26 protein-coding genes are annotated in these 25,880 nt (G+C 56.5%); 5 read left to right on the top strand and 21 right to left on the bottom strand.

All coding sequences use genetic code 11. The annotated features are described in order from the left end of the window. Positions 1-4 precede the first annotated feature (4 nt). The 4 genes from SMC1_RS03525 (at position 5) to SMC1_RS03510 (ending at position 5,950) form a co-directional block, all read left to right on the top strand. Complete coding sequence (locus SMC1_RS03525; protein ID WP_119085420.1) at positions 5-916, top strand: branched-chain amino acid ABC transporter permease; 912 nt, start codon at positions 5-7, stop codon at positions 914-916. Between the two features lie 10 nt (positions 917-926). Then, positions 927-2,849 (top strand): ABC transporter permease subunit, encoded by a 1,923-nt coding sequence (locus SMC1_RS03520; RefSeq protein ID WP_207799289.1) that lies wholly within the window; start codon positions 927-929, stop codon positions 2,847-2,849. Between the two features lies 1 nt (position 2,850). Then, the gene (locus SMC1_RS03515) at positions 2,851-3,591 is read left to right on the top strand and encodes an ABC transporter ATP-binding protein (protein ID WP_119085419.1); all 741 of its coding nucleotides are present in this window, start codon (positions 2,851-2,853) and stop codon (positions 3,589-3,591) included. A gap of 184 nt (positions 3,592-3,775) precedes the next feature. Then, positions 3,776-5,950 (top strand): aldehyde ferredoxin oxidoreductase family protein, encoded by a 2,175-nt coding sequence (locus SMC1_RS03510; protein ID WP_207799288.1) that lies wholly within the window; start codon positions 3,776-3,778, stop codon positions 5,948-5,950. A gap of 87 nt (positions 5,951-6,037) precedes the next feature. Here the strand turns inward: SMC1_RS03510 and SMC1_RS03505 are convergent, their stop codons facing one another. The 19 genes from SMC1_RS03505 to SMC1_RS03405 form a co-directional block, all read right to left on the bottom strand. Then, positions 6,038-6,988 carry a permease gene (locus tag SMC1_RS03505; RefSeq protein ID WP_119085418.1) on the bottom strand — a complete coding sequence of 317 codons (951 nt, stop codon included), beginning with the start codon at positions 6,986-6,988 and terminating at the stop codon, positions 6,038-6,040. A gap of 62 nt (positions 6,989-7,050) precedes the next feature. Continuing rightward, complete coding sequence (locus SMC1_RS03500) at positions 7,051-7,293, bottom strand: thioredoxin family protein (RefSeq protein ID WP_119085417.1); 243 nt, start codon at positions 7,291-7,293, stop codon at positions 7,051-7,053. An 8-nt stretch (positions 7,294-7,301) separates the two neighbouring features. Then, on the bottom strand, positions 7,302-7,628 hold the full coding sequence (locus SMC1_RS03495) for an ArsR/SmtB family transcription factor (RefSeq protein WP_119085416.1): 327 nt from the start codon (positions 7,626-7,628) through the stop codon (positions 7,302-7,304). Positions 7,629-7,855: 227 nt separating this feature from the next. After that, positions 7,856-8,230, bottom strand: coding sequence for a hypothetical protein (locus SMC1_RS03490; RefSeq protein WP_119085415.1), 375 nt, complete (start codon positions 8,228-8,230; stop codon positions 7,856-7,858). Beyond that, positions 8,230-9,132: an ArsA family ATPase gene (locus SMC1_RS03485; protein WP_119085414.1), complete on the bottom strand. Its 903-nt coding sequence runs from the start codon at positions 9,130-9,132 to the stop codon at positions 8,230-8,232. The genes SMC1_RS03490 and SMC1_RS03485 overlap by 1 nt, the downstream gene beginning before the upstream one ends. Continuing rightward, positions 9,125-10,012, bottom strand: a complete 888-nt coding sequence (locus SMC1_RS03480; protein WP_119085413.1) for an ArsA family ATPase — start codon at positions 10,010-10,012, stop codon at positions 9,125-9,127. The genes SMC1_RS03485 and SMC1_RS03480 overlap by 8 nt, the downstream gene beginning before the upstream one ends. Further along, positions 10,002-10,322, bottom strand: coding sequence for an arsenite efflux transporter metallochaperone ArsD (gene arsD, locus SMC1_RS03475; RefSeq protein ID WP_119085412.1), 321 nt, complete (start codon positions 10,320-10,322; stop codon positions 10,002-10,004). The genes SMC1_RS03480 and arsD overlap by 11 nt, the downstream gene beginning before the upstream one ends. 52 nt (positions 10,323-10,374) lie before the next feature. Next, a complete protein-coding gene (locus SMC1_RS03470) occupies positions 10,375-10,791 on the bottom strand; it encodes an ArsR/SmtB family transcription factor (RefSeq protein WP_207799287.1) in 417 nt (138 codons plus the stop codon). Between the two features lie 181 nt (positions 10,792-10,972). Next, positions 10,973-13,330 carry a trans-4-hydroxy-L-proline dehydratase gene (hypD, locus tag SMC1_RS03465; protein ID WP_119085410.1) on the bottom strand — a complete coding sequence of 786 codons (2,358 nt, stop codon included), beginning with the start codon at positions 13,328-13,330 and terminating at the stop codon, positions 10,973-10,975. 1 nt (position 13,331) lies between these two features. Further along, positions 13,332-14,228, bottom strand: coding sequence for a glycyl-radical enzyme activating protein (locus SMC1_RS03460; RefSeq protein WP_119085409.1), 897 nt, complete (start codon positions 14,226-14,228; stop codon positions 13,332-13,334). 128 nt (positions 14,229-14,356) lie between these two features. Beyond that, positions 14,357-14,788 carry a hypothetical protein gene (locus tag SMC1_RS03455; RefSeq protein WP_119085408.1) on the bottom strand — a complete coding sequence of 144 codons (432 nt, stop codon included), beginning with the start codon at positions 14,786-14,788 and terminating at the stop codon, positions 14,357-14,359. Positions 14,789-14,923: 135 nt separating this feature from the next. After that, positions 14,924-16,066, bottom strand: a complete 1,143-nt coding sequence (locus SMC1_RS03450) for a hypothetical protein (protein ID WP_126855158.1) — start codon at positions 16,064-16,066, stop codon at positions 14,924-14,926. A 56-nt stretch (positions 16,067-16,122) separates the two neighbouring features. Continuing rightward, entirely contained in the window at positions 16,123-16,635 is a 513-nt protein-coding gene (locus SMC1_RS03445; RefSeq protein WP_119085406.1) for a hypothetical protein, read from the bottom strand. Positions 16,636-17,100: 465 nt separating this feature from the next. Beyond that, complete coding sequence (locus tag SMC1_RS03435) at positions 17,101-17,601, bottom strand: hypothetical protein (RefSeq protein WP_119085404.1); 501 nt, start codon at positions 17,599-17,601, stop codon at positions 17,101-17,103. Between the two features lie 459 nt (positions 17,602-18,060). Further along, on the bottom strand, positions 18,061-19,599 hold the full coding sequence (locus SMC1_RS03430) for a sensor histidine kinase (RefSeq protein WP_119085403.1): 1,539 nt from the start codon (positions 19,597-19,599) through the stop codon (positions 18,061-18,063). Further along, positions 19,596-20,282 (bottom strand): response regulator transcription factor, encoded by a 687-nt coding sequence (locus SMC1_RS03425; RefSeq protein ID WP_119085402.1) that lies wholly within the window; start codon positions 20,280-20,282, stop codon positions 19,596-19,598. Before SMC1_RS03425 ends, SMC1_RS03430 begins: the two co-directional genes overlap by 4 nt. A 552-nt stretch (positions 20,283-20,834) precedes the next feature. After that, positions 20,835-21,992 (bottom strand): hypothetical protein, encoded by a 1,158-nt coding sequence (locus SMC1_RS03415; RefSeq protein WP_119085400.1) that lies wholly within the window; start codon positions 21,990-21,992, stop codon positions 20,835-20,837. A gap of 132 nt (positions 21,993-22,124) precedes the next feature. Then, on the bottom strand, positions 22,125-22,802 hold the full coding sequence (locus SMC1_RS03410) for a hypothetical protein (protein ID WP_119085399.1): 678 nt from the start codon (positions 22,800-22,802) through the stop codon (positions 22,125-22,127). Between the two features lie 186 nt (positions 22,803-22,988). Then, on the bottom strand, positions 22,989-23,675 hold the full coding sequence (locus tag SMC1_RS03405; protein ID WP_119085398.1) for a hypothetical protein: 687 nt from the start codon (positions 23,673-23,675) through the stop codon (positions 22,989-22,991). A 223-nt stretch (positions 23,676-23,898) separates the two neighbouring features. Between SMC1_RS03405 and SMC1_RS03400 the strand changes: the two genes are divergently transcribed. Further along, complete coding sequence (locus SMC1_RS03400; RefSeq protein ID WP_119085397.1) at positions 23,899-24,168, top strand: MoaD/ThiS family protein; 270 nt, start codon at positions 23,899-23,901, stop codon at positions 24,166-24,168. Between the two features lie 48 nt (positions 24,169-24,216). Here SMC1_RS03400 and SMC1_RS03395 read toward each other — a convergent pair whose 3' ends face one another. Together SMC1_RS03395 and SMC1_RS03390 are read right to left on the bottom strand one after the other, a co-directional pair. After that, positions 24,217-25,446: an NAD(P)/FAD-dependent oxidoreductase gene (locus SMC1_RS03395; protein ID WP_165849179.1), complete on the bottom strand. Its 1,230-nt coding sequence runs from the start codon at positions 25,444-25,446 to the stop codon at positions 24,217-24,219. Beyond that, the coding region (locus tag SMC1_RS03390; RefSeq protein WP_207799286.1) for an aldehyde ferredoxin oxidoreductase C-terminal domain-containing protein at positions 25,443-25,880 on the bottom strand (438 nt) is incomplete at its 5' end. The genes SMC1_RS03390 and SMC1_RS03395, both read right to left, overlap by 4 nt.

Below are 25,880 nucleotides of genomic sequence, written 5' to 3'. Positions count from 1 at the left end.
CACCATGGCCACGTTCTTTGAACAGTTGATAAATGGCCTGACCATCGGTTCGTTCTATGCACTGGTGGCACTGGGCTATTCGATGGTGTACGGTGTCATGAAATTGATCAACTTTGCCCATGGTGACCTGTTCGCCCTGGGTTCGTATCTGGGCTACACCCTGCTGATCGCGAGTTCGTCCTGGGTGACGGTTCACTTCGGGCTCTGGGGAGGGATGGCCATAGCGATGCTGTTTGCCTTCGTGGGCATCGGCCTCGCAGGCGTCCTGATGGAACGCATCGCGTATCGCCCCGTCTATCCAGCTGGTCGACTTTCGCTGGTCGTCTCTGCGCTCGGTATGTCCATCTTCCTGCAGAACGGCATCATGGCCATCTGGGGCTCCCGCCCCCAGGCTTATCCCGCAGCCGTCGTCCCCTCCACACGATTCTCCCTCCTGGGACTGCCGGTGACCACCCTGCAGGTTGTCATCCTGCTGCTCTCGTTTACGCTCATGCTGGTCATCTGGTTCATCGTCGAGAAGACGACATTTGGCGCAGCCATACGCGCCACCGCTCTCGACCGCAGCACTGCGACGCTGATGGGCATCGATGTCCGCGTCGTCATTTTCTTCATCTTCGCCCTGGGCCCTGCCCTCGGGGGCATAGCCGGCGTCATGAACGGCATGTACTACCGTGCCATCAGCTTCAACATGGGCTGGACATACGGCCTCAAGGCGTTCACCGCCACCATCCTGGGCGGCATCGGCAACATCCCGGGCGCCATGATCGGCGGGTTGCTGCTGGGACTCATGGAATCGCTGTTTGCCGGTTACGTCAGTGGAGCATGGAAAAATGTCTTTGTCTTCGTCATCCTCATCGCTGTTCTCCTGTGGCGGCCGACCGGGTTGCTGGGCGAGAAGACGGCAGAAAAAGTCTGAGGTCGCTGCCATGGGAATCACAGAGAGCATGCTCAAGCGTGTCGGCCTGGGAGCGAACAAGCCCTCTGGCGACCAGCCCGTCACATTCTGGTCCAAGAACCGTGGGTGGCTCCTGCTTGCCGTCACCGGGGCCCTGTTCGCCGCATATCCGTTCCTGCCGTTTATGACCGACTACTGGATTGACGTCGCCTTCTTCGTAGGCGTCTATGCACTGCTGGGCCTCAGTCTCAACATCGTTCTGGGCGAGGTCGGCCTGTTCGATCTGGGGCACACCGCATTCTATGCCGTCGGCGCCTACGTCACGGCCATCCTGAACACGACCCTGCACGTGCCCATCATCGTGCTGCTGCCACTGAGCGCCCTGGTCGCCGCCGGCTTCGCCTACCTGGTGACATCGCCCGTCATCCACCTGAAAGGCGATTACCTGTGCATCGTGACCATCGGCATCGGCGAGATCGTGCGTCTAACGATGACCAACAATCCCTTCAACCTGACAGGGGGACCCAACGGTATCAACGGCATCGGTGGACCCAACCTCTTCGGGCTGGCCATCAACTCATCGACGCAGTTCTACTTCTACACCTGGATCATCATCGGGATCATCATCTTCTGCCTGGTGCGCCTGCAACACTCTCGCATCGGCAGAGCCTGGAACTACATCCGTGAGGACGAGACTGCGGCTGAAGCGAGTGGTGTGGACGTGCGTTCCTACAAGCTGCTGGCGTTCGTGCTGGGCGCCGCGCTTGCGGGTGTTGCAGGCAACATCTACGCGTCCAAGCAGATGTCTGTCTCACCACAGAGCTTCACCTTCATCGAGTCCTCGCTGCTCTTCTGCATCGTGCTGCTGGGCGGCCTCGGCTCTATCCCCGGCTGTATTCTGGGAGCAGCCGTGGTCGTCGTGTTCCCCGAGGTCTTCCGCCAGTTCGCCAGCTACCGTTTGCTGTTCTTCGGACTCGCGCTCATGCTGATGATGATCTTCCGCCCCGGGGGCATCTGGCCGCGCAAGCGAGAGGGCACCGGGCTGGATGGTCTCGGCATCCGGGGTCTCCCCAAGAAGGATGAAGACCTCATCCCTCTTGGCAAGCCCGACCCTTCCATCCTCAAGCCGGCCAGCAGGGCTGTCGTCAGAGGCGTGAAACTTCCGCCCGTCACCGTGGCGATGGACGAGGGGATGCTGCTGCAGACACATGGGGCTACGCTGAAGTTCGGCGGGCTGACCGCAGTGAACAACTTCGACCTAAACGTGCGGACCGGCAAGATCACCTCGCTCATCGGGCCCAACGGAGCCGGCAAGACGACGCTGTTCAACATGATCACGGGCATCTACAAGCCTACGTCGGGGCAGATCGACTTCCTGGGACGCGACATCACGGGTCTCAAGCCCCATACCATTGTCAGCTACGGCATCGCCCGCACTTTCCAGAACATCCGGCTGTTCCCGTCGTTGACCTGCATCGAGAACATCATGTCCGGCCCCCATTGTCATGCGCGGTCCGGGACATGGGCCGCCGTCATGCATACAATCGCCGAAGTCCGTGAGGAACGCGACATTGTCGCGACGGCTGCTTACCGCCTCGATCAGGTAGGTCTGTGGAAATACCGCAACGAACTGGCCAAGAACCTGCCCTACGGCAAGCAGCGCTACCTGGAGATCGCCCGCGCACTCGCGACCGCTCCCCACCTTCTGATTCTGGACGAGCCCTCTTCTGGACTCAACGACAAGGAAAGCGAGGACTTGATGGTCCTGTTGCAGGCCCTTGTCAAGGAGGGATTCACGCTGCTGCTCATCGAGCATCACATGCAGGTCGTCATGGGTATCTCGGACTGCATTGCCGTCATGGACATGGGGCAGAAAATTGCCGAAGGCCTGCCAAAGGACGTCTACAACAACCAGCGCGTCATCGAAGCCTATTTGGGCAAGGAGGATGACTGACATGGCGACCGTACTGGCAGTGAAGGACCTTGTCGTCAATTATGGGGCTGTGCAGGCTCTGAAGGGCATCACCGTCGAGCTTGGGGAACATGACATCGTCGCCGTGCTCGGCGCAAACGGGGCAGGCAAGACAACGCTGCTCAAGTCCATCTCGCGCATCCAGCCCATCAAGGGAGGTTCCATCGCGCTCAAGGGACGGGACCTTGCCACAGTACCGGCTTTCCAGCTCGCAGGGCTGGGTATCGCGCATGTGCCCGAAGGCAGGCACGTCTTTGCCACTCTGACGACGGAGGAAAACCTGAACTTGGGCGCCTACGGCGTCCGCAACATGCCGGCCGGCAAGGAACTGGAGAAGACCAAGGAATGGATCTTCAGCCTCTTCCCCATCCTCAAGGAACGGCGCAAGCAGCTGGCGGGGACGCTCTCGGGTGGCGAACAGCAGATGCTGGCCATCGGGCGCGGGCTCATCTCCAAACCCCACGTCCTGCTGCTCGACGAACCCTCACTGGGACTTGCCCCCATCATCCTCCAGGAGATCTTCCGGGTTATCCGGCAGATCCACGAGGAAGAGGGTGTCTCCATCCTCCTGGTGGAGCAGAACGCCCGCAAGGCACTGAGTGTCGCACGGTACGGCTATATCCTGGAGCTCGGCAAGATCGCCATCGAGGGCAACGCCTGTGACCTCAGGAACGACGAGGGCGTCCGCGCTGCCTACCTTGGGGGCTCCAAAGTCACTTGCTGACCTGAATCAGCGTTCCTCCTCTCTGGGGCCCGGTGTATGCCGGGCCCTCTTGCCCACACAGCAGAATCGAGGATGCACCACAGACGCAGTCAACCAGTACTGGCGCACCACGACGCGCCACCTTGAACAACGTGTTGATTGACCTACCATGTGAGCGGATTCACAACCAACCGGGAGGTAGAAGGTGAAGACCATCGAGGAAATGCGACAGGCACACAAGGTCCTGGCGACGTATTCCTACAAGCCTGCCAGAATCAACAAGGGGTACACAGACCGCAGATTGTACGTCAACCTGACGACAAATGTCATCGAGGAACGTGCCATCGACCCAATGGTCAAGGAGAAGTTCACGGGGGGGCGCGGCTACGGGCTGTACTATCTCTGGCAGGCGGTCAAACCGACGACGCACTGGAATGACCCCGAGAATGAGCTGATCTTCTGCGCCGGACCGCTCACCGGCATCACGCAGTACCCCGGTGCCGGCAAGATGCATTCGGTCACCATCTCTCCGGAGACGGGGGTTCCCGTCGACAACAATGGCGGTGGGTATCTCGCCCCGTACATGAAGTTCTCTGGCTTCGACATGGTCGAAGTACAGGGCAAGGCCACGGAGGATGTTATCATCTTCATCGATGGCAACAAAGGTCTCGTCACTATCGAGACCGCCCCTGAGGAACCTGACAACAGTTCCGACTTGCCAGAAGTCCTGCATGAGATGTATGCTGACGGCGCCGGCGATCGCAAGAACGTCAGTGTCGCAGTCTCGGGTACTGGTGCAGAGCACTCACTCCTCGGCCTCATCCATGTGAGCTACTGGGACGCCAAACGAAACCACACGCGCCTCAAACAGTTGGCGCGAGGCGGACCTGGGACTGTCTTCAGAGACAAGAAGATCAAGGCGGTGGTCGTTCATTTCGCCGGTACCACTCCTCTCATCAACAATCCAGCTGACCTGGAACCCATCAAGACCGCCGGTACCAGAATGAACAGGGAGATCCTGACGCTCGACCACACGCACAGCAGGATGCGCGAGATCGGCACGGCAAACACTGTTGAAATCCTTGATAATGTCGATGTTCTTCCGGTCAAGAACTTCAAGTTCGGCTCGGACGCCAGAACAGTCGACATCAGGAGCGACGTGTGGTTCCGCCTCATCAGTCAGGACATGCCCGATGGCTGCTGGCTGGGCTGCACCATGTCATGCGCCCATGGCATCGACACAGTTCAACTGAAGACAGGGCCCCTCAAGGGTCAGAAGGTGCTCATTGACGGGCCCGAATACGAGACGGTGGGTGGGCTGGGTTCCAACACAGGCAGTTTCGACCCGCTGTTTGTCGCCGAAGCCAGTTTCTACTGTGACTACTACGGTATCGACCTGGTAGGCTTCGCCACGACGCTCGCCTTCCTCATGGAGTGCTACGAGAACGGCATCATCAACAAGGAGATCACGGGCGGACTCGACCTGCACTTCGGCAGCGACATGGACGCTCTCGAGCTGATTCATCAGCTCGGTGAGGGTCATGGTTTCGGCGTGGTCGCCGGACTCGGCGTCCATAGACTAAAGAAGCTCCTGGCCGAGCAGTACCATGCTGATGCCGACTTTCTGAACGACATCGGCATGGAAATCAAGGGAATGGAAGTCTCAGAGTACATGTCCAAGGATTCGCTGGCTCAACAGGGCGGATACGCTATGGCCACCAAGGGTCCCCAGCACGACGAGGCGTGGCTCATCTTCATGGATCAGGTCAAGGGCCAACTGCCGACGTTCGATGACAAGGCCGAGGCTCTCTCCTTCTTTCCTCTGTTCCGGACCTGGTTCTCGCTCATGGGCCTGTGCAAGCTCCCCTGGAACGATTCTGAGCCGCGTGACAACCGTGACAAATATACGGGAATGCAGGCCGCCAAGATCCCTGAACACATCGAGAACTATCTCTTACTGTACAAGGGCATGACGGGTATCGCACTCGACCTTGACGGACTGCTTGCACAGAGCAAACGCGTGTATGACTTCCAGCGCGTCTTCAATCTGCGCATGGGCCAGGGGACGCGCAAGGACGACTGGATGCCGTACCGTGGCATGGGCCCGGTCACCGAAGAGGAGTACCTGTCCCGAGCGGAGCGCTACGACACGCAGTTGACTGAGGCCGCACACGTGGACATCACAGGCATGAGCCTTCAGCAGAAGATGGCAGCCCTGCGCGAGTACCGTGAATCGCAGTACCGCCAGCTTCAGGACGCGGTGTATGCCCGGCGCGGCTGGGATGCCGACGGAGTCCCCACGCTGGAGACAGTGAAAGCGGATGGTATCGACTTCCCCGAACTCGTCGACCTCATCGGGAAGCACGCACACAAAGTATAGTCTTCAGCCAGCTCTGCCACATCAGAAAGCCCGGCCTCGAAGAGGCCGGGCTTCTTTGCTGTTCGGGGAGAGGTGCGTCGTCTGCAGTTACAGGACCCAGTTGAAGAAATACCCAACGATGAGAATACCAACACCCACGACACCAATGAATGTTGCAAGCAGTCTTGGCTTGAGAACGCGGCGCAAGATAATCATCTCGGGCATCGAGAGTCCGGTGACAGCCATCATGAAAGCCAGTGTCGTCCCCAGAGGCAGACCCTTAGCCCACAACGCCTGAACGACAGGGATGACGCCCTCGGCGTTCGAATACAGCGGAATACCGATCGCAACGGCGATGAGAACCGCAAAGGGATTGTCACGGCCTGCGTATCTGGCCAGGAAATTCTCGGGAGCGTACCCATGGATAAATGCACCGATGGCAACGCCGACCGCCACCCATGGAGCCACTTTGCGGAAGATCTCACCTACGTATCTCCAGCTGGCGACGACGCGGTTGTTGAAGGTCATGGGAGCATCGCCCGCAGCGGCGCCGACCTTGATCATGTAGACATAATCCTCAACGTACTTCTCCATGTGAAGCCGACTGATAATGACACCCGACACAATCGCGATAAGGAGCCCCACTCCCACATAGAGCAAGGCGACCCTGGCCCCAAACAGCCCCCATAACAACACCATCGCGACCTCATTGATCATGGGACTTGCCACCAAAAACGAGAATGTCACACCAAGCGGTACGCCGGACTCCACGAATCCAATAAACATCGGAATGGCCGAGCACGTGCAGAAGGGTGTGAGAATGCCTAGAGAAGCAGCAAGGATGTTGCCGACGAACTGGTGCCGGTGAACGAGCAGACGTTTGATCTTTTCGGCGGGAATCCAAGTTCTGAGCATCGCGACCACAAACACGATAACGACGAGGAGCAGGTAGATTTTGGGGATGTCATACACGAAGAAGTGGATGGCTTCCGTTATCAGGCGCCCCTTTGGCAGGCGCAAAAGCGTATAGGTGAACCAGTCAGCAAACAGTGTCAGCATAGCAACCTCCGTTGATATATCAGCGTTTAAAAAAGGCGGTCGCCCGCCCTCCGGCTACCCCGTCAGGCGCCAGCGCCGACGATGGCTTTCTTTGCTTCCTCTGGCGACAGTACCCTGCCTGCGGTGATGACCTTGCCGTCAATGACAAGAGCAGGTGTGGACATGACACCGTAGGCCATGATCTGCTGAATATCCGTCACGTCGACGACCTCGGCTTCCCTGCCAAGCATTTCCAGCGCCTTGTGGACATTCGCCTCAAGCCCGTGGCAGCGCGCGCAGCCAGGACCCAGAATCTCGATATGCATGATTTCTCCTAGTTTGACAGTAGTCCTTCCATCGCCAGCATCAGTTGATGGATGCGGTCCTCGACTCGCGAGTAGTGCACGAACTGCCCTTCTCTTTGTGCCGAGACCAATCCTGCCTCGCGCAGGACCCTCAGGTGATGCGAGACCAAGTTCTGCGGGATGCCGAGCGAACGTTCGATCTCGCAGACACACTGCTCACCACCGCGCAACAACCTCAGAATCTTGATGCGCTGCAGACCAACCAGAACTGACACAAACTTCGCCTGCTCCTCGCATGCAGAGTTCCAGTCAGTACCTATGTTCCGTACCTCACAGTCAGGCGAACGCTCATCCATGTCACAACTCCCATTGATTCAATGTACATTGATATATTACACGAAGACATTCGAGTGTCAAGATCAACCCTCGAGACAATATACAGTGATGGCATCGACTTCCCGAGCTGGTCGAACTCATCGAGAAGCACGCGAGAGCATAGTCTAAGATTCGCCAACAGCAGGCAGCAAACTGCCCACACCATACGATGCCAGGCAGCTTGCTCTGACCTGGTTGCGTCAGCGAGTCAGCGTACCCCCTTGACCTGCTCTTTCTCCCCAGTCAGGATTTCTCGTATTTTGTGGTAGAACATGTCGTTCGATATGCCACCATAGAACGACCACTTGCCGTTCAGTGCGGTCAGCGGCAGCGAATATCCAGTTTCGACCTGTTGGCGGACTTGGTTGACCTGTGGGTCGCTGTCCTTGATGACGTCGATGAATCTCAGTGAGCACCGCTCCTTGACGTCGCTCGCATCGAGCGACGTCCTCAGACTGTCAAACATCTCACCCATCGTCTGCGTCGGCGTGGCGCACCCGCCTCCACCGCACCCACACGACGAGACCACTGGGGCCTGATCCCAAATGCCATAGACCTCGATCTCAACAATAGTCTCTGCCATTATGCAATCCCTCCAAATACGATTTTGTCCAGCATGTCCAGCTTGTCGATGCCACGAATGTCACTATCCATCATTGGAACCTGCAGCAACGCAGCTCCCGCAAAGCGTCGCTTCATGTCGTCCAGGTATTCCAACTGCATCTTCTTACGCTTCTGGAAGAACGGCGTCGTCGCCTGTTCCTCGGCAATCAGCAGGTTCGCCACGACGAGCTGTGTCGCAACGCCGATTATCACCAACTCCTGAGATGCACGCTGTGCCTCCAGGATGGGGGTGCTCTCGGGGTACATAACGAAGCTGAACGTCGTCAGGCCGGGATCCCGCATTGCGCCCAGTACTCGGTCAAACCGATCTTTCTGTAGCCGATCCCCCTCGGATAACCCCTCGGTCGCACCGGCCTTGAGTCTGATCTGTTCGCCCCAATCCAGAGGAAGTTCGAGGAGTCTCAGAGTATGCCCCGTCGGTGCTGTGTCAAAGACGATAACATCGAATCCCGGGGTACTCGACAGGTCGATAAAACGCTGGAAAGCTGCCATCTCCTCCGTGCAGGGAGAGGCCAGCTCCTCGGTCATGGCGCGGATCGTGGCTTCGTCGAATTTGGCCCGCGCGTCATCGAGAATCCCCTTCTTGTAGTCCTCAGTTGCCTGCTTCTGATCGATCTTCGCTGCAGACAACCCTGAAACACCGTCGACAGGTCCCACCTGGTCCGTCACCGTCCTGCCAAGGACGCTGCCGGTGTGTGCTGCAGGGTCGGTGGTCAGAAGCAGAGTCCGGTACCCTTGTCGAGCCGTGTGTACCGCGGTCAGGCAAGCAATGGTCGTTTTGCCCACTCCGCCCTTGCCTGCAAAGAACACCTGCCTGGCACCCTTCGAACTTGGATGCAACAGGCTCTCGACGTCATACATCTGTGGTGCCTCGCTGAAACAGCATCGGAGCGCACTTGCGGAACATCGCTACTCCCTTGATCTCACTGTCGAGCAACTCCATCGTCTGGACAGGCATACCCGCGTACAACTGCTTGGCGCGTTCCAGGTAGGTCTCCTGCATCTCGCGCCGCCTCCCAAAGAATGGATTCACCGTCTCAGCCTCCGGGATCAGCCCGTTCACGATGATTCTCGATGTCGCCACACCCAAGGCTACTAACTCCGCGATGGAACGTGATGTCTCCTCCAGGGATGTCTGTTCCGCCTGCATCACGAAGACAAACTGCGTCCGGACTGCATCCCGAAGTCGGGCTATCGCGTCGTCGTACTTCTGTTTGCTGTCTTGAATCAAGGCGACAGGGCCCATGCATGTCTGGCCACTCCCTTGAGCGCTGTCCCGAATGTGTTTGCTCCATTCAACCGGCAACTGCAGAAGCCGCAGCGTATGCCCCGTAGGCGCCGTATCGAAGACGATGACATCCCAGTTGTCGTCTTCCATGAAATCGGTGAACTTGTCGAACGCGGCCATCTCCTCTGTACATGGGCCACTGAGCTGCTCCTCCACAACCTTCAGCATCTCATCGTCAAAGAGCCCTCGCATAGGAGCCAACGAGCGCTCCTTGTACTCACGGGTGGCTTCGTCCGGGTCGATTTCCATGGCCCACAGATTGGGGACACCGGTAATGGGCGTTACGTGGTGACCTATGGGTTGCTCGAATACATCGGCCAGGTTCGATGCCGGGTCTGTTGTAACGATGAGGGTCTTCTTGCCGTTGTCTGCATAGTAGACCGCTGCCGTGCACGCCATAGACGTCTTGCCGACACCGCCCTTTCCTGAGAAGAAGATGTACTCAGGACGCATGCGCCCCTCCGTCCAGTGCAGCTCTCATCTCGCTGTATGATGGATAGTCCATGGTCTTGACGACCTTACCGTCGACGGTGGTCACCGGAAGGATCTTCTTGCCATTCGCTGTCACGAGCTTGTAGACGTCGGTATTGTCGCGGAACTTGAACGGCCGCTGGTTGATCGCATACCGCTCGACGGTAATGCCGGGTTCCTCCGCCTGAAGACGCCTCAAGTCCTCGTTGAGACGCACCAGGCGTTCATCAACCGACGGTCCACACAACCCAGTCGTGCAACACATAGCTGGTTCATAGAATTCGATTTTCAACGTGACCTCCCGAACAGCGAATGTGGTGAGAATATGGGTGGAGCTGTTTCGACTACGTGCGTCGAGTTTTCCGATGCAACGCGCGCGGGTGTCCTGCAACAGACCCCGTCTTGGCTTCGGCACGGCACAGGAACACTGGAGCGTCTGCCAGGCGGGCCCGGTCCTCAGGAAACTGGGCGTGAACCTGCTCCACGAGAAGAGACACAAATTGGTGCGTCTCGGGCTGCAGGTCTTCGCGAATCGAATACACCGTCCAGTAGCTCTCTCTGGAGGTCGACAGGAGCCCCGCCTCGAGAAGGACACGCACGTGGTCCGACACAGTCGCCTGAGACAGACTCAGGGCAGCTTTCACCTCACAGACGCATAAAGCCCGCACGCCAAGGACACCGACAATGCGCGCCCGTGTCTCGTCCCCCAGCGCCTTCGCAACCGCAATCATGTCCACAGTGCTTGTACTGTCCATTTGCATCGCCATTCTCCGATTACATCGCCCAATTCCGATTTAGAGTATGTCGATTCCTGGACATGTCAAGAACGAATCTTCTTCCTTTCTCAACGAAGGCAGAGATTGGTAAAGCGCCCCTCGTGTGGAGGCGCTCACAGGGTGTCTGCTGCCTGCAGAGGGTCTGGTTGCCGCTACCCGCAGCAGGTCAGAAGGACTGTTGCTCGGTGCGCGCGATGATCTCCTCCTGCAGGCCAGGCGTCAGATCGCAGAAGTAGTCGCTGTAGCCGGCCACGCGGACGATGAGGTCACGGTACTTGTCCGGCTCGGCCTGAGCGGCACGCAGGGTCGCGGCGGTCACGACGTTGAACTGGATGTGATGCCCGTCCAGCTTGAAATAGGAGCGGATCAGGTGCGTGAGCGCGCCGAGTCCCACATCCCCTTCCACCAGTGATGGCGAGAACTTCTGGTTGAGCAGGGTGCCGCCGGTGCGCACATGATCCATGCGAGCCGCCGACTGGATGACGGCGGTCGGGCCTTGCCTGTCGGCCCCTTGAACAGGCGATATGCCATCTGACAGTGGTTGCCACGCGCGGCGACCATCCGGCATCGCGCCAGTCACCGAGCCAAAGTACACATGAACCGTGGTCGACAGGTAGTTCACATGATACGTCCCGCCCTTGGTATTGGGACGGCCGTCGATCGCGTCGAATACCACGTCGAAGAGCTGAGCCACGATGTCGTCGGCCGCCGGGTCGTCGTTGCCATACTTGGGTGAGCGGTTCCACAGCAGCAACCGCGTTCGTTCATGATCCACAAAGTCGGCGTCGATGGACGCCAGGACCTCGTCCATGGTCAGGTCCTTCTGGTCGAAGACATGCGCCTTCAGCGCAGACAGGCTGTCGGTGCAACTCCCCGGTGCCGTGACCTGGATGTAGGTCGAGTTGTACCGTGGGCCACCGTCGTTGTAGTCACGCCCCCGCGCAATGCAGTCCTCCACAAAGAGTGACAGGAACGGCGCCGGCATCTGCTCGGCATACAGCCGCTCGATGACGTTGTTGCCACGCACCTTGATGTCCACGAAGTGATGCAGCTGCGCTTTGAATGCTTCAAACAGCTCGTCATAGCCGACAAAGGTTCGCGGATCACCTGTGTGCAGACCGATGACCTTGGCTATGCGAGGGTCCAGACCGTCATGCAGGGTCACTTCGAGAATCTTGGGCAGATTCAGGTAGCCGGTGAGGATGTACGCCTCACGGCCGAACGCACCGGTTTCGACACAGCCGGAGATCCCACCCATGCGGGCATCGACCACAGACTTGCCCTGGCGGAGGAGCTCCTCGACGACCATGTCGGCATTGAAGACAGAGGGCTGACCCCAGCCTTCGCGGATGATCTCGGCGGCACGCCTAAGGAAGCGGTCTGGACTCTTGCGGCTGAGCTGGATGTTCGAGGACGGCTGCAGCAGGTGCATGTCGTCGATGACGTCGAGCAGGAGATAGCTGACGTCGTTCACACCGTCAGAGCCATCGGGGCGCAGTCCACCCATATTGATGTTGGCGAAGTCCGTGTACGTTCCGCTTTCGGCAGCCGTCACGCCCACTTTTGGCGGCGCAGGCTGATTGTTGAACTTGACCCAGAAGCACTCCAGGAGTTCCATGGCCGACTCGCGCGTCAGTGTGCCGTCGGCAAGCCCCTTCACGTAGAACGGCTCCAGGTGCTGGTCGAGGCGCCCTGGACAGAACGAATCCCAGGTATTGAGCTCGGTCACGACGCCCAAATGCACAAACCAGTATGCCTGCAGCGCCTCCTGGAATGTGCGCGGAGCCTGCGCCGGAACCCAGGAGCAGACCTCGGCGATGCGCAGAAGTTCCGCCTTGCGCACGGGGTCTTGCTCTGCATTGCCCATTGAACGGGCCAAGGCGGCATTGCGCTCTGCATAGCCCATCATCGCGTCTGCGGCAATGGCCATTGCCTGCAGCTCTTCGCGGCGCGCGGTTGCCTGCGGGTCGTTCAGAAAATCGAGGCGGGCAATGGCTTCTGCCACCTCCGCCTTCAACTCCAGCAACCCCTTGTGATAGATGACGTCGCCCAGCACGGTATGGCCCGGTGCACGCTGCTCCATGAACTCCGTAAACACGCCGGCTTCGTAGGCATCCTTCCATGCAGGTTCCATCAGAGCAAATATGCGGTCACGCATGGACCGCCCGTTCCATGCAGGGATGATCTCGTCCTGCTGGATGCGGCGACCCTCGTCGTCGACCTTGTAGGAGATCTTCTCCCGCGTATCGAGGACGGTGAGGTCCTGCATGCTGTGGCAGCACAGCTCAGGAAAGGACGGCACGGCTTTGGGCGCAGGACCACGCTCGCCCACGATCAACTCGCCAGGCCCGATGAATAGCTGCTTGTGTTCAAGAATGTACTGCAGGAGGCGTGCGCGGTAGACAGGTGCTGACCATCCCCGCGCCTGCCGGTCGAATTCCGTCACCAGATGCGCTCGCTCCAGGGACAGCCGGGGCGCTGCGGCAAGACTCTCCTGACGCAGACGTGCAACACGCTCGTTCATGCTAGCCTCCCACCGACGCTTCGATGCCGGCGTCTGCGAACACGCGCCGGATGTTCTCCATGGCTTCCGATAAAGGAGGCTGCAGGTCGGCCAGCTGGTACGGCCTTCCAAGCCTCCGGTACTTGTCCGTCCCGATGCGATGGTAGGGCAGCAGGTCGATGCGGGGCAGTCCCAGCTGCTTCATCATGACCGCTGTCTGCCGCACGTTGTCATCATCGTCATTGATCCCCGGGATGACCGGCAGCCGCACGATCACATGCAACCCTCGGCGGGCAAGAAGTTCCAGGTTGGCCAGGATGCGTCTGTTATCGACCCCGGTCGCTGCAGCATGCCGTTCTGCATCCATCAGTTTAACATCGTACAAAAAGAGTCCGATATTGTCCGTCAGATTGGTGAGGATCAGTGCCGATGTCATACCGCACGTCTGGACGGCGGTCGTTATGTCAGCTTCTGCGCACGCGTTCAGCAGTTCCGCCAGAAACTCTGGCTGTGCAAAGGGCTCGCCACCGGAAAACGTGACGCCACCACCCGACTCTTCGAAGAACACGCGGTCCCGAACGAGCTCGCGCATCACCTCTGCCACTGTCATGATCCTGCCCACAATCATCCTGGCTCCAGCCAGACAGGCGTCGACACACCGTCCGCATGCGGTACACGCGTCGGTGGCCCCCGGTATTCCATCCACCAGGACTGCCGCGCCCGTCGGGCATGCTGTCAGGCAATCGCCACACCCCGTGCACCGTTCCGCCACAACCATAAGCTCGGGACCCCGGTTCTGGCTCTCGGGGTTGTGGCACCACCGGCACGCCAGCGGACAGCCCTTGAGGAACACGACCGTGCGAATCCCCGGCCCGTCATGCAAAGCATAGTGCATGACATTGAACACTGTGCCACTCATACGTATGCTCCACACGGTCTTTTCATGCATGATGCCCCTTGTCGCCGTTTCATGAAGTCATTCTAGCACAACACGCAGCAAGGTCATATTGTCCAACTGTAGTCACACGACAAGTATGGAATCTACCTCTAGTGGCTCTGCAGATGGGGGGTTTCGGTGCCCCCCTTCCACGTAATGGTGAGGAGAAAACCCCAGTCGCGTTCAGGATCGGAGAGGCCTTCCGAAGCTCCCGTATACCCACTCACCCACGGATGGAATGGTCCGAGGATCCTACTTGCCTGCTCCATTATGCCATGCAGTCCGGTGAGCTGATACTGCGCTTCCGTGACGTCGCCCGACGTGCCGGTCCACCATATTTTGAGCTCATCAAAGGAGCTCTCATGCCAATCCTTGTCCAGCTTTTGGACTCGCACAATGTCCTCCGCCTTCCAGTGCGCAGAGAAACCGACAAGCGTCGTGGTTCTCGCTGGCAGAAGCAAGAAGAAGTAGAGGCATACGCTGGCGAACATGACCCACAGAGACGCCCAGATGATCGTTGCTGCTAGCTTCCTGTTCTTCACAAGGCCCTCCAAGATACACTCTCAACAAGATTGGCGGACTGCAACCCGGTCACCAGATCCGGGTCAGACACACTGATCCGGCTCTGGCATGAACAGAGATGAGTCCTTCGCTATGCGTCATGTCTATGAAACACCCTATTGAAAGAGATCGTTGGAAGGAAAAGAAATAATCCCAAGTGTATCAATGGAGGAGCCCTGCTTTCCGTTCGCGTCAAAACTTGTTATAGCTGTTTTGTCTGAACGAAGGCCTCCAAGGACTATTCCAGATACGTCTACGGCATAATATATAGCGTTCCAACTGGCGTCGGGACACTCAATAATCAATGTACTATTGTCGCTTAACAACTTAGCCTGGATTGAATACTCAGCGTCGGTAGGAGTTCCGAGATAGAGCTTAGCCAAGAGTGTGTTGATCTTCTCCGGCAACGTTACTGAAGGTGAGGTCGCTGCCGTATCAATGCAACCAATTTTCCTATCACTGTGAGTAAAATAAAGGAGTGATCCGACACGTGCAAAACTCGAACCCTGGTCTGAAATGATGATTCCACCAAAGGCGTCGTCACACCGTACCCACGTTCCTTTAGTGCTGTTCATACGAAGAAGCCAGATAGAGCCCGATGCATTCTTCACTACTTTCTCTGATGCTTCAACAAGAACAAACCCATTCGTAATGCTGCCGCTTCCATATTCCACGACCATCTGTGTCTGGCCAGAAGGGACAGGAACGGTCAGTGTTTGTGCCTTTGAACCAGAAGCAACGCCTTGTTCAGTTATGGCAAGAGTCTTGCCATCTAGTGTTTTATTTGGCAGAGCGTCCAATTCCAGGGGCACGCTCACAAAAGCGCTCTCATCTGATACGTACCATCGATCGATAAAGCCGTCTTGTGTTAATAAATGTTGCATTCCCTCTGGAGGAGTCAAAAGATTTACGTCCCAACTGGATATCGTTGTTATGAGGGGCTTCTTGCTTAGGTAGCTCCATTGTTGAACGACTCGAACGGGTGAACCAGGTTGCCAGCACAGTATTCCTCCGTTAGGAATATCTTCCACATGAACGGCAGCCGTACCGGAACTCTTTAAGGTATTTTTTCCAATGTTCCATAAAAAGGGAACCGCATCAAACTTGGAAGGGGAGGCATCAGCTTCCACCATTAGATTGATCTTTGGGCCGTCTACTATAACAACTTTCTGGGCACAACCTGCCACAAGAACTATTGCAAGCAGGATGCTCAGGAATGTGGCCGTTATGGAACAGGATCGTGATTTCGTTGTTCTCATGTTGCATGCCTCCAACGCATACTTCGCCTGCGACATTGCGCACTCGGCTAGCCGGCTCATGCCTTCGGCTGAGTTTCTCCCACCACGTCGTCAATGAGCCATGTGCCGTTGACCTTCTTGAGCGTAAGTGTGATGTTCGTTTCTCCGGCGTTGCCACCATGAGCCAGTTCGTTGCTGTCCATCATGATTCGGTTTCCAACCACCGTGTAAGACCCGTTATCCAGCCTCTGTACGGAGACAATCTCAATGCCTTCCGGCCATGGGCTTGATGCGGCCCTTCCTGGGATCCTCGACGTGTCCTGCACGAATTCCTGATACAGCCGGTTGGTAATGAGCCGCTTCAGGTTAAAGTCCACTGCCGTGATGATGTCCTCCTGTTTGGGGTCGCTCAGACCCACATCCTTGAGGCGCGCGCCGAATTCGCCGACAACCTGGTAGATCGCGTTGATGTCTGCCTGATTCGGCTGAGTCGTCGTAGACGGTCTATACAAGAAATAGCCGCCAACCGAGATGACGAGAAGCAACACTATACCTACTGCGATAAACTTGACTAATCCGTTAGTAGTCATGCTATACGCCTCCAACACGTGCTCTCAACAAGAACAATGGAGTGGAACCCGGTCACCAGCGCCGTCAGTGCGCCACATTGGCTCTACTGCACAAAACGGTACTTCTGAACACACCAGATGCCAGTTGAACCGGTACGGACAGGCTGCACCAGCACAAGCTGAACTGTACGCCCGTCCTGAAGGCTCACCGTAACGTCGCTCTGCCCATTCCGTTGCTTCTTGTCCTGCATATTGCTCACTGGGATAGCAAGGTTATATACCAAGAAGTCACCAGTCACCTGTTCCGGATCAAGTTCTCCTGGCCGATGTCCATCATCAACCTCTGTCTGAAGAGCAGACATCTTCGCTGAGTCAATGGGCACTTGTACCCAGGCAGGACTTGCTGTATCGAATGCATTTGCCCTACAGCCTGTGCACATGACAGCTGCTGCAAGAAAAGCAACAAGGAAAAGAATCCAGCCGATCCTATGTCGCTGAATCTGTCTTGTTAGCGGCATCTTCCTGCTCCTTGATCCAGTTCTGACGGTAGATGGTTTCTTCCTGCCACCAGGTCTGGATCCATGTGCGGAACGCAGGATACTTGGTGCCAAGTGTTTCTTTTGTTTCCTCATCAATAGTGGCAAAGACAGCAGCCTCACGTGCGTTCGCTGCCTCAGCTGTTGCTGCAGTTTCTCCTGTATCCGGGATGAGTTCTATTCCCATAAGGCGCTGACCCTCTTCCATGCCATACTGCTTGAGTTCTGCCATGGCTGCATCGCTGAGGCCAAGGTCTTTCTGCAGTTTGATGATGTCTGCGCTCAGTTTCACATCGTACGCCGTCCAGAACAGATAGTTGAGAACCTCCCTGTTCCCCCATGGGTCGATTACGGCACCTGTGCTGGTTCCACGCTGTCCACTGAACAGGAGAAGCGAGGTAAGCATGACAACAATGATCGAGCCAACCACGAACTTTGTACTTCTTCTCACTGTGTACCTCCCTGAACGATTCTTTCTCTGCATTGGCAATTGCCGAATTCCCGACAGTGGGGCTCTTACGTTCTATCTACCTGTGACCAGCGCCTGCTTTCGCCAGCGACTCACATTGTAGAAACCGAAAGTAACGAAATGGTAACGATTCCTGGTTTCCTCTCAGATCCTTGCCAACTTCCTCTTCTCATGAAGAAGACGCAAAGGGAGGAGGATTTGCTGATGATGTCTTCTCTCACCTATATAACGCAGATCTCGCCAAATGTCTGAGAACAGTCCAAAGAACCACACGCTTCTCGACACAAGAATGGATTCCCGTCTTCGCGGGAATGACGGAGACTGACACACCTTCCACCTCGGTCCGCCAGGCGCCTACCCATCGTGGCACGACTCACCTGCGGGAATCGGCCCACCCACGGAACTCCGGGACAACAGGTTCGACCGCGTCCGAACGTCGTATCAGCGAGGGAGCACCAACGTCACCGTCGTTCCCGACGCAGGTGTACTGACGGCGCTGACGGACCCCCGCATGCACGAAGCAGCCTGCTTCACGATAGCAAGGCCCAGGCCTGCACCACCATAGACGCGGTTGTGGCCGGGATCGGCTCGATAGAATCGTTCAAAGATGTGCGGCAGGGCTTCTGCGGCGATACCCTTTCCATGATCGGTAACGCTTATCCGGATCCTGCGCCGTGAAACCGCACTAGCGCTCATCTCAATTGCAGCGTCGGTCGGCGACCACTGCGCTGCATTCTGCACAAGATTCTTGAGGACTACGACAGTCAGATCGTGATTGGCAGACATCAGGACATCTGGCCCAGCGACCTCTAGCCGCAGATTCTTCCCCTCCAAGAGGGAGGCCAAACTTTGCTGAACTTCAGCACAGAGCATTCCGAAGGGAACGGGCGTTCCGGGGCGTGCAGCTGCATGTGACAGACGGGCCAGCAGGAGGAGCGATTCCACAGTGCTTGAGGCGGAATGCACCTGGCGCCCAATAGCTTCTATATAACTGCGCACCTGATCGGGCGTAGACTGTGGGCGCAATGCCATTTCAGCGTCAAGCTGAATAGCGGCAAGCGGCGTCCTCAATTCATGGCCGGCATCGCCGGTAAACCGCCCCAGGCGTTCCAGAGCCACTGACGCAGGATGGGCGGCGATCCTGCTGAAGGATAGCGTTGCAGTAGCTGCCAGCATCACTCCAAATGCGACCAGCAGCCATGATGTGTGGTGAGATGAATCGATCTCCGGCAGGCTATCGTCTGTGGGCATGCCAAGCAGGATGCGCACAGGCTGACCGCCAATGCCAACTATCCTGGCGGAGACCATGAATGACCGGGCTGGTACACTGCCCTTCGCGGGGACATGGACAATGCCCACTGTTTGACTATGGAAACTACTAATGTCGTCAGGCGGTGTTCCCCAGATTGAACGAACTCCCTGGGTTCCCTCCGCGACGACAAAACCACCGGTCTTGATGCAATTAGTTAGTGATACGGCATGATCAACAAGGCGCGACATTTCTTGCGAGGAAGTGACCGGCACCTGTGTTGTGGGGATAAGCGCCTGCAGTATGTCGCCATCGCTGAGCAACATGTCCTGAGTGAGATTGTGCGCCACATTTAGCTGACCAGAAATGCCCACTTGCACAGCAGACACCAGGAGAAACACCACTAGTAGCGTCACGAGAATCGTATATAGGCCATAGGTACGACGCAGTGGCGCAAGTGCGTCTGGTTCAAGATGGTCATCGAAACTCAACGGCCAGGAAAGGAGGGCCGCGACAACCAGAACGGGCGGTGTCAGCGTCAGGAATGCCTGCCAAACACCTGCACTCCAAGGAGATGTCACCACGACGAAAGCCCACGCCTTCACACCCAGGCGCTCAATGTTCTCAAGGCGATACGGAGACGTCAGCAGAACGAAGGCCAGTTCCGCGCCCAGCAATGGTACTGCCACTGCAACGAAACGTAGAACTACGGAACGGAATTTGCTCGTCATACGTTGTTGTTCCCTACCCCAATACCGTAGCCGATGCCTCGCACCATGCGGATGAAACCCGGTGCGCCCGCCGCGTCCAGTTTCTTGCGCAGCCGCCAAACATGAACCTTGAGCGTGTCAGTCCACAGGGAAGCATGATCGTCCCAGACGTGATCTTCCAGCTCGCCGCGTGGAATGAGACGACCAGCATTACGCAGCAAGTACTCAAGAAGCCGCTCTTCGTGAATGGTCAGGGGCACGGGTTTGCCCGAGACGGCGCACACGCGCGTCACGGGGTCAAACGAAACTGTCCCTGCTGACAAGATGACCTGTTGCACGGCTGGTTCCCTGCGGAGCAACGCACGCACACGTGCCAGCAGTTCATCAATGGCAAACGGCTTGACCAGGTAATCGTCAGCTCCCTGGTCCAGTCCGGCAACGCGTTCCCCGACAGTATCCCGGGCCGTGATGATCAAAACGGGCGTCCGGTTCCCTTCGGATCGGAGTCGTCCCAGAACCTGGAGCCCATCCATCCCCGGGAGCATCAGATCAAGGAGAAGAAGATCATATGCCTGCTCGACATGGACCTTAGTGAGTGCGCTGGTTCCATTGTCTGCGGTGTCGACGGCATAGTGCTCCTGCCGCAGCGCATCTGCGACCGCCCTGCAGATATCCGGTTCGTCTTCAACTACCAGGATTCTCATACGTCGGTTCTCCTTCACCTGACCTGTGGCCGATGCTCGTGTATCTTTGATGAGTATATCATTGATGTCCCGATGGTTGCCTCTCGGGTTGATGCCAACTAGGAGATACTACTACAACCAAGAGCTCGGAGTCGTATCGACAACTTCTGTCACTCGAATAGTGCTGGCGAAATCGAGCACTACGCCCCGCGACACTTCAACACGTTGGCCGGAACGCCCGTCGCGTATTTTTCGGTCCCCTTGGCAAAGCATATCACTATATCGTCACCGGCCGCTACCTTAACCATCCCAACGATCGCATGAGTCACTGCGGCAGGTTGTCTCCGTGGCAGCAATAAGAAACGTGCCCCAATCGAGATGACGAGGAGTAGCAACATCATGCCAACAACGATCGACCTAGCCAGTTCTTCGTATTCATGCTATACGCCTTCCTACAGGGGCTCTCACGAGAAACAATAGAGCTGGAACCCGGTCACTAGATCCGGACCAGTGTGTCTGTGTTGGGTCTGGTGCGAACAGAAACAAGCCCTTCGATGATGTCCAAGAAACATCCTATTGAAAGAGGTCGATGGAAGGAAAGGAGGTACTCCCTGGTGTAGGAATCGAGGAGCCCTGCTTGCCCTTCGCGTCAAAACTCACTATCGAAATCTTGTTCCCATACAGACTTCCAAGGATTGTTCCGGATGTGTCCACTGCGTAGTCATACCCGCCATTCCAATTGGCAGCGGGATATTCAATAATCAGCACGCCATTGTCGCTGGCCAGCTGTGCCTGAAGTGGCCCCTCAGTATTTGTCGGCCCGTTACTGTAAAGCTTGGCAAGGAGCGTATTGATGTTCTCTGGCAATGTTACTGAAGGTGAGGTCGCTGCCGTATCAATGCAACCGATTCTCGTATGTGAGTGAGTGAAGTAGAGCAGCGATCCGACCCTGGCGAAACTTGGATCCTGACCAGCAATGATCTCTCCATCGAATGCGGACAAATCACCGCACCGTGCCCATGATCCCGCCCCATTGTTCATGCGAAGAAGCCAAAGGGAGTCCGCCGCATTCTTTGCCACTTTATCTCGTGTTTCAACGAGAACAAACCCGTTGGTAATGCTGCCGCTTCCATATACCACGTCTATCTGCGTCAGGCCAGAGGGGACAGGGACAGTCAGTGTCTGTGCCTTTGAAGCAGGGGCAACGCCCTGCTCTGTTATTGTGATAGTCTTAGTGCCAGGCGTTTCATTGGATAGACCTGGTTGCTCGGGAACGTTCACAAAAGCGTTTTCATCTGAAGCGTACCATCGTTGGATGGGGGCACTGTCTTTTGTCAGCAAGTACTGCATTCCCTCAGGAGGAGTCAGAAGATTTGCATCCTTGGATATCGTTGTTATGAGGGCTTTCTTGCTCAGGTAGTTCCATTGTTGAACGACTCGAACCGGTGAACCAGGTTGCCAGTATAGCGGAAGACCCCCGTTATCGGAATCGGTCACGTGCACGACGGATGTGCCAGAGGTCTGCAGTGTGCTTTGCCCGATATTCCACAGAAGAAGTGCTCCTGCGTCGTATTCTGACGATGTGAAATTGGTTTCCACCATCATGCTGATCTGCGGGCCTTCCACTGGGACAACTTTCGGGGTACAACCCGTTGTTACTAAAACCACCGCAAGCAGGATGCTTACGAATGTAACAATCCTCGAACAGTACCGTGATGTCATGGTCTTCATGCTATGCGCCTCCAACACGTGCGTTCAAAGAAAGCGGTGGATTGGAGCCCGGGCACCAAAGCCGTTAGCGTGCCGTATCGATCTGGCAGCGTGACGGAGACCATGCTCTCCGTCACGAAATGCAGCGAAGCTCTATGAACCCGGAGTGGCTACAGGTGCCACAGAACCCTTAACGGACGCATCTGAAGCTATGGATGCGGCATTGGCATACGCTTGTGCAACGGTCGTCCAGACGGAACGCATGTCCTTGAAGAACTGAGCTGCAGGAATGAAGTTGCTCCCCACTGCTCCGCTATCTACGTATACCTGAAGAGTGCTGATGTCGATGTTCCCGGCAATATCTACGTTTGCAGTAACCTTGATTGGATAGCATGTCTCGGTCGGAACGGTCATGGCAGACTCAATCGTGCTGCGCCAGTAGGCAATGTCGTCTTCGACAGCTTTCTTGGCGGTGACAGAGAGTGCAGCGCCATGATCTTGAAGATACTGAAGTTCTCCGGCAATGATCGGTTGATCATCGCGAGGTCCACCATTCAGGACATCCATTGCTTCGATGTCCATCGTGACTGCCATCTTGCCTGCCTGAATCTGTTTGCTGGTGACCGTGATGACGGGTTCAGCAGTCAGGTGATGGTTTCCCGCCGCTTCTGCCTGTTCAGCGAAAGAACGCGCTGCGGTGAGAAACGGCTGCGTATTAGTACCGTCCGACGCCGTGACAACGACAGCAGGCCGTATTGCTGTCGCACACAAGACCAGAATCAGAACGATCGAAAGGTACACTAGCCTCTTCTGAGTTCTCAGTTGTTTCATTCCTCTCCTTCTCTTGGATGTACCAAGAACATGTACAAACCTTCCTTCTGGTTCGCTTCTACGCCGCGAACTTGCAGCGCCCCAGTATGTGGAGGCCGGCACGTGTCACCCCATTCGTCTTACTCACTCCCCCATCTATATAACGTACATCTCACCAGATGTCCGAAAGAGCCGGCTATCGTCGAACTAGGCCGCGCACGGCAAACGCTTGTTTAACCCCTCGTCGGTATACAAAGATGCGTAGACCTGTCCGTAGGAGGATGGCAAAACGCTCGTTATGTGATATGAGTCCCACTCCCAGTGAATGCGACAATACAGACCATAGATAGGACTGCCAAGAACGTAGGCCACTACGCTAGGCGTGACATCATTGGATCCAGGGACCAATGCCTTGGGAGATGCAGTGGCCGGTTCTTCGTGAAACCAATCATTGCTCGTCGACTGCGCCTTGATCTGAGTATCGATGGCAGCTTGGAGATCAGGAGCTACCCGTGGTACGATCTTGGATACCAAGTCGGCATTCCAGCGAACATGCACGCCTTTGGCGGGGTTGTCGGCATACGCGATCACTTCGGAAAGGTGGGATCTGCAGAACTCCTCGAAGTCCGCGTCGCTCATGGTCAGAACCTGTTGTGTGAACGCTTCCTCTTGGGACCGTGTCAGCACTTGATGGCCGGGGACTTTATCCAACAGTGACGCTGACGACGCTGTCATCGAATAGATCGGTGAAGAGAGCACCATTTCCCGGAATTGTTGATCATAGTGAGTGGTCTCGGCCCTTGATATACAGCCTCTCGAAACATAGCAGGTTGCGATCACCGCGATGATGACAAGCATGGAACCGATTGCACTGCCATGACGGTGCCATTGCATCTATCACCTCCTGTTTCAGACTCCGCACAATCTTGTGCGGGCACCAATGGTGTAATCAGCGAAAGTAACGGAATGGTAACGGAATCTTCCCCTCAGGGATGTTTCTTGACGATGAGGATCGCTGGCACTTGTTGTTGAGCCAGTTCAGCCCAATTTTGAATGAGTCGATGCGCTTCATTGCCCTTTGTGTCTGCTCGCCTACAATGGTTGCTGAGGTGAGACGATGGCGACGGTAACGGTGAGAGTGTATCTGACAGAAGCCTTCAAACAGGGCCCCATTCCACTCTCGGCCACAACCTGCATCGAGGCGCTGCGAAGACTTGTCACGGAGTATCCCGTGCTGAAGGGCGTCATCCTCACCGAAGAGATGAAGCTGAAGCGGGATTACATTTACCTGCTCAACGGGAAAAGTATCGAGTTCCTGGGCAAGGAAGACACGTTACTCAAGGATGGCGACACAATTTCACTGTTTCCACCGATCGGCGGTGGCTAGACAGCAGAGACGCTCGACGATCCCCTGGTCTCCTGACAAGGTGGCCCCTTACAGGGCCACCTTGAAAACAGACGGATACAAGTCTGCGTGCGCAATGGTTCCATGCAGGACAGGGTTGATCATGGTACTGATGTCGGTCTGGTCTCTCATCATCCTGAGATACACACCGGGGTTGACGACGCCTTCGCCGACGAAGACAAAGCCTTTCAACCGGCCGTCCTTGACGACGATCTTCCTGTACTCACCGTCACTCACGTTCCTGTAGACATCGCCTTCGTCATGCGTACTGAGCCCGCCGGTGAAGATAGTCTGTCCAAAGACCATCAGGATATTCCTGAGGACGTCGCCACCGTAGGGCATCTCCATGCCGAGCATATTTTCGGCAGCGTTGTTCGCTTGCTCTACAGCTACAGGCCAGAGAGCGTGAAGCGTTTTCTGGCCCAGCAGGATGTCGTCGGTCTCGACGGCATCCCCCGCGCCATAGATACCCGGTACACTTGTTTCAAGAAACCGTCCAAGAACGACACCTTTGTTGAGCCGTACATCCGTTCCCTTGAGAAAGCCGGTGTTGGGGCGCACGCCTTTGCCATAGACGACGCAGGAGCTGCTGAGAACTTTTCCTGATGCGAGCTTCACCTCCAGGGCGCCGTCCTTCTCCCCTATTTCCTGGATGTCCTCGCCCTTGAGCAGCTCCACATCGAGTCCTGCAAACGACTTCTCGATGATTGCAGAGGCTTCTCGATCGACGATCTGGGACAGGACCCTGTCCGAAGAAATGACATAGGTCACAGGGATACCAAGCTTCACAAGAGCGTCACCTATTTCAGCATTGACCAGCCCGGCGCCCGCCAGAATGACCCTCTTTTCCGTTGACTCCGCTATTCTCTTCCGAATGACCTCAATATCTCCGATATTCCTGACACCGACCACTGAAAGAAGTCTTGCGCCAGGTATGTCGGGGATGAACGGAGAAGTGCCCGTCGCTATCAGGAGTCTGTCATAGTCGAGCTGCTCGCCATCCTTGGTATGCACGGTTTTCGACACCGTGTCGACCCCGTCGACGTACTTGTTGAGCATGACGTCGACCCCGTCCACTGAAGGCAGCGTACAGTTCGCAAACCAGGTCATCCCGGAAAGCATGTAGGGAAGGGACATCTTGCCATATGGCTGGACTCCCTCCCCCGAGAGGACGATCACCTCCTGCTCCGGGCTGAGTTTCTTTATCTTCGCTGCTGCCGTTATTCCGGCGACAGAGGCGCCGATAATCACGTGTCTCATGACAGGTCTTCGAGTCCCAGATCTTTCAGTCTGTCCTTTGTGGGAACGCTGTCCTCGCCCCATCCTCTCAGGGAGTAGTACTCACCCAGCATCTTGCCGAGGTCCTCGACTTCGCCTTTGGAAGGGCCTGATGGGATCGGCTCCTTGAGGATTCTCGGAGGCAGAGTGTCGTCCTTCCCGGTAAGCCCTGACTTCAGGTTGAAGAGTTTCTCCATGTTCCAGATTCTCTCGCCGATCTTCAGGAACTCCTTGTCGTCACAGTCAAAACCGGTAGCAGCTGAGTAAAGTTGTGCAAGGTCCTTTGCCTGTAATCCAAATGTCGTAAACAGGCATGTCCCCGTAGAATCAAGTGCTGCCGTCAGGTCCTGCAGGAACTTGGTAACAGCGGCCTTACCCTCATAAACCAGCCTGTCAAGACCCGGGGAGAGTATTTC

It is taken from the genome of Candidatus Cryosericum septentrionale (genome assembly GCF_003570995.1).
Classification (GTDB): domain Bacteria; phylum Caldisericota; class Caldisericia; order Cryosericales; family Cryosericaceae; genus Cryosericum; species Cryosericum septentrionale.
This window is presented reverse-complemented; position numbering and strand designations above follow the sequence as displayed.